Origin of the sequence: Agreia sp. PsM10, from assembly GCF_030433855.1 — a bacterium.
GTDB lineage: Bacteria > Actinomycetota > Actinomycetes > Actinomycetales > Microbacteriaceae > Agreia.
The window spans coordinates 1-254 of record NZ_JARUXC010000063.1 but is presented as its reverse complement, the minus strand read 5'-3'; the positions used below and the strand labels follow the sequence as shown (position 1 = coordinate 254).

Here is a 254-nt window from a genome sequence, read left to right as displayed (position 1 = left end):
ATGTTGACTTGAGCGTACCGGCGGGCGGTTTGACTACCATCATCGGTCCCAATGGTGCCGGCAAGTCGACTTTGCTCAAGGCGATCATGGGCTACATCATTCCAACCGATGGTTCGGTGCACTGTGAGGGCGAGGACATCACCCGGCTGCGACCGCATGAACGGGTCAACAAGGGCGTTGCTTTCGTGCCGCAGTTGGCCAATGTGTTTCCGTCGTTGACGACCGAGGAAAATCTCATCATGGGCGGCTACACC

General features: G+C 57.5%; 1 protein-coding gene. It reads left to right on the top strand.

Annotation, left to right across the window (positions count from 1 at the left end; genetic code table 11):
• Window positions 1–8 precede the first annotated feature (8 nt).
• Window positions 9–254 (top strand): ATP-binding cassette domain-containing protein (locus tag QCD70_RS19050; RefSeq protein WP_301219206.1); only part of this gene is annotated, 246 nt, incomplete at its 3' end.